The sequence below is a fragment of the Salegentibacter tibetensis genome, assembly GCF_020164485.1.
GTDB classification, from domain to species: Bacteria; Bacteroidota; Bacteroidia; order Flavobacteriales; family Flavobacteriaceae; genus Salegentibacter; species Salegentibacter tibetensis.
The window spans coordinates 136,476-143,343 of sequence record NZ_JAIQZA010000007.1 but is presented as its reverse complement, the minus strand read 5'-3'; the positions used below and the strand labels follow the sequence as shown (position 1 = coordinate 143,343).

Here is a 6,868-nt window from a genome sequence, read left to right as displayed (position 1 = left end):
AAGGCAAAAACAAAATGAGTGTATTAAATGCAGTAAGAAACAAGTTGATCCATATTGCAATGGCTTTAATTAAAAATAAAACCTATTATCAAAATCGTTTGGAATTGTCATAGAAATCGAACTGACGGTGAGATCGCGCGTTACAGTGATACTAATCAACAACAGATTGCCACGTCCGGCTATCGCAGTCTTCGCAATGACGTGACAAAAAATATTTGTGAATTCGTGGCGACCCGCACCATTGAGTAAGCAGTTCGCAGTTACAGTTGGCAGTAGGATTTCTTCGTAATTATGAGTTTTCATTTTAAAACCGCAAACAATAAACCCTAAACAACAAACTACTAAAGGGGAAGCCCGAACCGGAAATGAAAGAAACAAGAGAAAAGACTCTGAAATATACCAAAACTCCTAACCCGCAATCCGCAACAACAAACCATAAACACCAAACTATAAGCTGCCGAATGGCAAACGCAACCCCGAAACATCCGGCAACAGAAAACTGAGAACCCACAACCCACAACCGAGAACAATGAAGTAATTATTTGTGCATTCGTGGCGAAACACCATACAATAAACCAAGAACAGATTGCCACGTCGTCTATCGACTCCAATGACGGAGATGAAAGAAACAAGAGAAAAGAGTCAAGAGAAAAGAGTCAAGAAACAAGAGAAGAGAGTAAAGAGAAAAGACTCTGAATTATGCCAAAACTCGAAACTCGGAACCCGCAACAACAAACCATAAACACTAAACTATAAACTGCCGAATGGCAAACGCAACCCCGAAACATCCGGCAACTGAGAACCGACAACCGTAAAGTGCAGAACACCAATCTATTTCAGCCTCATTAATAAATTTTTATCCGGGTCTCCGGATGACTAAATATTTAAGAGTTTTTGTGAAGATCCCGATGTAAAATCGGGATTAGTTCGCTCTAAATATTCATTTCGGCCAAAGGCCTTATGAATATTAAGGCTCACTAATAAAAAAGTGCCGCCCCGGTTTACGGGAAACCTGATTACCCTACCAATCAGATCTCCTCACCATTGACGACACTTTTTTGCCCCAAAACACTTTAGCTAACTAAAATGACAATATCAAAAGTAGAAGATAAGTAGGCCTGCTACAAGGGGAAAAATCCCCTTTTAATGAGATCGTATTTTTAAAAGCCGAGGCGATTAAAAATGCTGATCGAATTATCCAGACTTCAGTCGGGATTCTTGCTACGGGCATCATGAGCCTGACTTCCTTTCGTCATCGCGAGCGAGGAACGAGCGCTGCGATCTTTTTTTTGGAGTTCACGTCACTTCGATTTCCGACGTGAGTCGGAAGTATCGAGAAGTGCAATGCAGTTAGAACTTCGAAGGGTTCTCGATACAGCGCTATTTTCGCTTTCAGCTCAAATGCCGCTATTCGAACTGACGGTGACATCGCGAGGGACAGTAAACTTTGCAATAACAGATTGCCACGTCCTGCTATCGCAGTCCTCGCTAATTCAGTAAGCAGTTTGCAGTCGCAGTAGGCAGTGGGATTTTTTCCTAATTGTAAGTTTTTATTTTCAAAACCGAAACAACAAACACCAAACTATAAACTGCCGAATGGCAAACCCGCTACTCGAAATCAGATCAACCGACAACAGAGAACCCAGAACCCACAACTGAAAACCGAGAACTGCTACCCAAAACATTTGTCAAAAAGAATATTTCTTTTAAATTTACCTTAACAAAGTTTTAAGTTTTAACCGACCAACTAAAACAAATGGAAAAACCAAAAAAATGCATTAGCGTAGAAAAAGCAAAACAATTTGAAAAAAAATGGGTGGAAACCCGGGGGAAAGATATTGAAAATGGTGAAGGCTACCCAGACACCCGCGAATTCTGGTATAGCCTGGACGAATTGCAGGAATACCTGGATTATGTTCGGGAGAAATCTAAGGAACAGAAGGTAAAGAAACCGGGAATTCGTATTTACCTCGGAGCTTATCCCCAAACCAATGATAAAAAGAGTTTTTCGACAATCTTTCTTGCACCTACCAAAGAAAAATCTGGAAATTCAGATTTGGAAACAGAGGAAGATGGTGATGAAAACAATTATGAGATAGAACCACTAAACGATAGTACTTCTGGTCATCCACCTAAAACCTATTAAAAAGTGGTAGAATATTATTTCGATAATTTTTTTTTAAATCATATTTTGGAACTCCTGGCCTCCCTGGCCGGGAGTTATTATTTACTTAAAACAGTTGAAATAAATAAATTAATAAGAATTTTCGTTTATTTCCTTTGGGTAACTTTTTTTATAGATGTTTTAGGTTTTTACTCTGTATACGCCTATTTTGAAGATTATAAATTGTTTTCGTCTATTAAAAATACACCATTTGAAAGAAATGTTTGGCTTTTTAATTCTTTTAAAATTATTTCCTTCAGTGTTTACTCAATTATTTTCATAAGTCGGTTAAAGAAATCGATTTTACGAAACACCTTATTGGGCTTGCTTGCATTTTATACAGGTAGCGCCATTATAAATTTAGTGGTTTCTGAAGTTTTTTTTGAGAACGTCTCTTCTTATACATATATATTTGGTACGATTTTAATTGTATTGTGTATAATCAGCTGGTATTTTCAACTTTTGACATCTGATGATATTATTAATTTTTATCGCAATATTTTCTTTTATATCTCGGTCGGGGCCTTAATTTGGCATTTAATAGTAACCCCAATATTTATTTTTAATAAATATTTTGCTACGGTTAACCCAGCTTTTGTAGAATTGCATAATATCATCCTTAAATTAGCTAACATCATTATGTACCTTACTTTTAGTATGGGCTTTTGGTTTTGTTCAAGCAGAAGCTCTAAGTTAAAACCTAAGGGCTAAGATTAATTTTATTCAGAAATGAAAATTCTGATTTATTAATTATTATGATCTCAAGAGAAGAACTCTTACTTATCATCTACTTTATTGTAGTCATCCTTTTGCTAACAGCTTTTGTGATCGTCTTTTTTGTGGTGTACCAAAGGCGAAAAAACAAAATGCTACAGGAGCAATTTGAAGCTAAACAGCGCTTTGAGCGGGAAATTTCCCAATCGCGTTTAGAAATGCAGGAACAAACCCTAAAAAACGTGGGCTGGGAGTTGCACGATAATATTGGTCAGTTACTTTCCGTCGCTAATATGCAGCTAAATATCTTTTCAAAAAACCTGCCTGAGGCAGAGAAAGCATCAGTTTTGGAGATTAAAGAAACCGTAGCCAGTTCGCTTCAGGAAGTGCGCTCGCTTTCAAAATCTTTAAACAACCAGGTGATTGGTTATGCTGGTTTGGTGGTTTCGGTAGAAAATGAACTGGCAAGGTTTCAGCGAATGGGCGTTATTGAGACCCAACTGGAAATTACCGGCGAAAAACAGGAAATTCCGCAGCAACACAGTATTATTTTATTCAGGATCCTTCAGGAATTCTTTTCCAATGTGATAAAGCACGCGAAGGCTTCAGCATTAATTGTCCGCATTGCTTTTACTTCCGAAGAAATCATAATTACCGCAAAAGATAACGGGCAGGGGTTTAATATGAAAGAGGTACAGAAGAATTCGGGATTATTTAATATGGAAAGCAGGGCAGCCTTAATACAGGCAAAATTTAAACTGGAAAGTTCTATGGGCGCTGGAACTTCCTTATCTTTACGCTATTCTTTAATTGGGCAAAAAGATGAATAATTCCGTAGCAATTGTAGACGATCACACTTTATTTGCGCAATCTTTAAAAAACCTGGTGAATTCCTTTGAAAATTACGAGGTTTGCGGCGTTTATAAAAATGGCGAGGAACTGGTAGATAAGTTTAAAGCCAATCAACCAAAACCCGATTTGGTGTTGCTGGATATTAGAATGCCAATTATGGACGGGCCTGAAACTATGTCCTGGCTCAAGGAGAATCATCCAAATCAAAAAGTGCTGGCGCTTACTATGGAAGACGATGAGGAAACCGTCACTTTTATGGTGAAGCTGGGCTGTCGAGGCTATTTGCTGAAAGACATAGATCCCGACGAGTTTAAGTTTGCAATGGATGAAGTAGTAAAAGAAGGTTTTTTCTATACAGATGCGGTTTCTGAAGCAATTAAGAACAGGAATAAAGAGAATAAATTTACCAATCTAACCAAACGCGAAATTGAATTTCTTGGCCACGCCTGTACTGAAATGACTTACAAAGAGGTGGCCAACGAGATGAACCTAAGTCCAAAAACCATAGACGGGTACCGGGAAAGTTTATTTCAAAAACTAAACGTAAGAAGCCGGACTGGTTTGGTGCTTTATGCCATCAAACACCGGATTTTGTTGTTGTAAGTTCTTTGTACCTCAATTGTAACGTCAGGTTGAACTTGTTTCAGACTTTATCCCGAATTTTCTTCGGGAATCTAACTTGAAAAGGAATTAGGCTCAACTTAGGCCCCCGATAAAAATCGGGGCAGGCTATTAAATCAATTGATTATGAGGTGCTTAAGATTATTTTTTCACCTCTTGTTGAACTCATTTTTAATATTTTTACACGTCATGCTGAGACCCGTGATAAAGAATTTTATCTAGCGTAGGAAAATGACGTTTCGAGCATAGCGAGTTTTAAACTCCGTGTGTGAGTGTAGCAAATCAGCAGCGTTAATAATTTTTGAAAGCTTGTCCTGAGTGGAGTCGAAGGGCCTTGGAAAAAAATTAGCTGCTGATTTGCGATTTTTTCTGCCTCCGACGACCAAAAGGGAGAGGAAGGCAGTTGCCAAAAAAACACCTCCACATAGGGCGCCCTTCCTGCCCGTCCGTTCAGGCGGGTTTTGTTTCGTTTTACTTGTATCCGACGAACGCAGGAACGCAGTGAGAGGAATACACGCAAAAAATGAAAAAAAAGAAACTTCCATACCAGTCAAGTTTCATTTTGAATTATAAAAACAAACCTAAATAACAGGATATTTAAAATACGTCAATGGTAAATTGTTTCAGACTTTATCCCGAATTTTCTTCGGGAATCTAGGATAAAATAACTGAGCTGTATTTTTTGAGAATTAAAAACAGCATATACCCTGAAATAAATTTAGGGTGACCTTAACACAGATAAGACACAATTCCGAAAAAATATTCGTTAATTCGAGGCAAAACAGTTTCCTGTTTTCAAACCAATATTTTCTACAGTATCTTCGCGAAAATAAATAATGACTTCCGTGAACGAAACGCCAAAAATAGAACTCCGTAATTTAAAGCTTAAAGATTATCAGGAACTCAAGGTTTCTATGATTAAGAGTTACCATAAAATGCCCGATGAGTACTGGAGTAAAGATGAAATTCGAAATTTGGTAAACAAGTTTCCGGAAGGACAATTTTGCATTATTATAGATAATAAAATAGCTGGCTGCGCGCTTTCTATTATTATAGATTCTAAAAAGTTTGATGAAGATCATACTTACGATGAAATTATTGGTGGTGAGAATTTTTCAACTCATACCAATAACGGCGATATTTTATACGGAATCGATGTTTTTATTCATCCAGATTATCGCGGAATGCGACTGGGAAGACGTTTATATGAAGCGCGAAAGGAAGTTTGTGAGCAATTGAATTTAAAATCGATCGTTTTCGGTGGCCGAATTCCTAATTACGGGACTTATTCTAAAGAACTTACTCCTAAGAAATATATAGAAAAAGTAAAACTGCAGGAAATTCACGATCCTGTGTTGTCCTTTCAGCTTTCCAACGATTTTCACGTAAAGAAAGTTATAAAAGGCTATTTGCCCGGTGATGCCGAAAGCAAGGAATATGCGGTGTTGATGGAGTGGAACAATATTTACTACACCAAAACCACTAAACTTATAGATACGCCAAAAACGGTGGTTCGCCTTGGGCTGGTGCAATGGCAAATGAGACTTTTTAAGGATTATGATGCCCTGGTTTCACAAATTGAATTTTTTGTGGATGCGGTGAGTGATTACCAGAGTGATTTCATCCTTTTTCCAGAACTGTTTAACGCGCCGCTTATGGCCGAATTCAATGAATTAACCGAACCTGAAGCCATCCGCGGACTTTCAACCTATACCGAACGTTTACTTGAAACCTTCCAGGATTTCGCGGTTAATTACAACATAAATATCATTACCGGTAGTATGCCTATGGTAATTGGAGAACATATGTATAATGTGGGCTTTCTATGCCGAAGGGACGGAAGTTATGAACGCTATGAAAAATTACATATCACTCCGGCCGAAGAATCTGCCTGGGGTATGAAAGGCGGAAGCAAACTTCAAACCTTTGACACCGATTGCGGTAAAATAGGCGTCCTTATTTGCTATGATGTAGAATTTCCGGAAGTAGGCAGAATTTTAGCCGAAGAAGGAATGAATATTCTTTTTGTTCCGTTCATGACCGATACTCAAAACGGTTATTCCCGCGTAAAAATATGTGCACAAGCTAGGGCGGTAGAAAACGAATGTTATGTAGCCATCGCCGGATCTGTTGGGAATTTGCCTAAAGTAAATAATATGGATATCCAGTATGCACAGAGCGCCGTGTTAACGCCATCTGACTTCGCGTTTCCCGTAAACGGAATAAAAGCCGAAGCCACCCCAAATACTGAAAGTACGCTATTAGTAGATGTAGATTTAGATCTTCTAAAAGAACTACACGCTTTTGGAAGTGTAAGGAATATGAAAGACAGAAGGAAGGATTTATATTCTATAAAGAAGAAAAAGTAGGTTTAGTAAGCAGTTTATAGTAGGCAGTGGGCAGTCTCGGTTTTTTAATTGTCATCGAGTGAGGAAGGAGCGTGGCGATCTGTTGTTGGGAGTTGAGAATCCCAGCAAAATAGAACTAACCCTAAAGCAGATTGCCGAGTCCTGCTAT

At 38.3% G+C, this 6,868-nt stretch carries 4 protein-coding genes; all 4 read left to right on the top strand.

The features are described from left to right. Positions 1 to 1,756: 1,756 nt before the first annotated feature. The 4 genes from LB467_RS05640 (at position 1,757) to LB467_RS05625 (ending at position 6,720) form a co-directional block, all read left to right on the top strand. A complete protein-coding gene (locus tag LB467_RS05640) occupies positions 1,757 to 2,146 on the top strand; it encodes a hypothetical protein (RefSeq protein ID WP_224473050.1) in 390 nt (129 codons plus the stop codon). 773 nt (positions 2,147 to 2,919) lie between these two features. Next, positions 2,920 to 3,708, top strand: coding sequence for a sensor histidine kinase (locus LB467_RS05635; protein WP_224473049.1), 789 nt, complete (start codon positions 2,920 to 2,922; stop codon positions 3,706 to 3,708). Beyond that, positions 3,701 to 4,333 (top strand): response regulator transcription factor, encoded by a 633-nt coding sequence (locus tag LB467_RS05630; RefSeq protein WP_224473048.1) that lies wholly within the window; start codon positions 3,701 to 3,703, stop codon positions 4,331 to 4,333. Before LB467_RS05635 ends, LB467_RS05630 begins: the two co-directional genes overlap by 8 nt. An 854-nt stretch (positions 4,334 to 5,187) precedes the next feature. Further along, on the top strand, positions 5,188 to 6,720 hold the full coding sequence (locus LB467_RS05625) for a bifunctional GNAT family N-acetyltransferase/carbon-nitrogen hydrolase family protein (protein WP_224473047.1): 1,533 nt from the start codon (positions 5,188 to 5,190) through the stop codon (positions 6,718 to 6,720). The last annotated feature ends 148 nt before the right edge of the window (positions 6,721 to 6,868 follow it).